General features: G+C 50.8%; 2 rRNA genes. Both read right to left on the bottom strand.

Annotated elements, in window-relative coordinates:
• Positions 1-81: ribosomal RNA gene (gene rrf, locus BUB33_RS15655) — 5S ribosomal RNA — on the bottom strand; the annotation flags it as partial.
• A gap of 31 nt (positions 82-112) precedes the next feature.
• Positions 113-1,276: ribosomal RNA gene (locus BUB33_RS15650) — 23S ribosomal RNA — on the bottom strand; the annotation flags it as partial.

Below are 1,276 nucleotides of genomic sequence, written 5' to 3'. Positions count from 1 at the left end.
CCAAGTACCATCGGCGTTAAGATGCTTAACTTCTGTGTTCGGTATGGGTACAGGTGTGTCCATCTTGCTATCGTCACCAGACGAAAACTACTTTTGCATTTTAAACATGTTTTAGGTCAAGTCCTCGACTTATTAGTATCTCTTAGCTTAAAGTATTGCTACTCTTACACCTGAGACCTATCTACCAAGTGGTCTTCTTGGAGTCTTACCTTTAAAAGTGGGAAATCTCATCTTGAGGGGGGCTTCGTGCTTAGATGCCTTCAGCACTTATCCCTTCCAGACTTAGCTACTCAGCCGTGCCATTGGCATGACAACTGATACACCAGCGGTCTGTCCATCCCGGTCCTCTCGTACTAAGGACAGCTCCTCTCAAATTTCCTACGCCCACGACGGATAGGGACCGAACTGTCTCACGACGTTCTGAACCCAGCTCGCGTGCCTCTTTAATGGGCGAACAGCCCAACCCTTGGGACCTACTCCAGCCCCAGGATGAGACGAGCCGACATCGAGGTGCCAAACCTCCCCGTCGATGTGGACTCTTGGGGGAGATAAGCCTGTTATCCCCGGGGTAGCTTTTATCCGTTGAGCGATGGCCCTTCCACTCGGAACCACCGGATCACTAAGTCCAACTTTCGTTTCTGCTCCACTTGTTGGTGTCGCAGTTAAGCTCCCTTTTGCCTTTACACTCTTCGCACGATTTCCGACCGTGCTGAGGGAACCTTTGAGCGCCTCCGTTACTTTTTAGGAGGCGACCGCCCCAGTCAAACTGCCCAACTGACAGTGTCCCCATACCAGTTTCATGGTACCAGGTTAGAATTTCAGCATTACAAGAGTGGTATCCCAAGGGCGACTCCACCAATACTGGCGCACTGGTTTCTCAGTCTCCCACCTATCCTGTACATGCAATGCCAAAATCCAATGTCAGCCTGCAGTAAAGCTCCACGGGGTCTTTCCGTCCTGTCGCGGGTAACTCGCATCTTCACGAGTACTACAATTTCACCGGATCCATTGTTGAGACAGTGCCCAAATCGTTACACCTTTCGTGCGGGTCGGAACTTACCCGACAAGGAATTTCGCTACCTTAGGACCGTTATAGTTACGGCCGCCGTTTACTGGGGCTTAAGTTCAGAGCTTCGCTTATGCTAACCCTTCCCCTTAACCTTCCAGCACCGGGCAGGTGTCAGCCCCTATACTTCGTCTTTCGACTTAGCAGAGACTTGTGTTTTTGGTAAACAGTCGCTTGGGCCTATTCACTGCGGCCGATCAAAGCTTTCAA

This window comes from Tissierella praeacuta DSM 18095, from assembly GCF_900128955.1.
Taxonomy (GTDB): Bacteria; Bacillota; Clostridia; order Tissierellales; family Tissierellaceae; genus Tissierella; species Tissierella praeacuta.
This window is presented reverse-complemented; position numbering and strand designations above follow the sequence as displayed.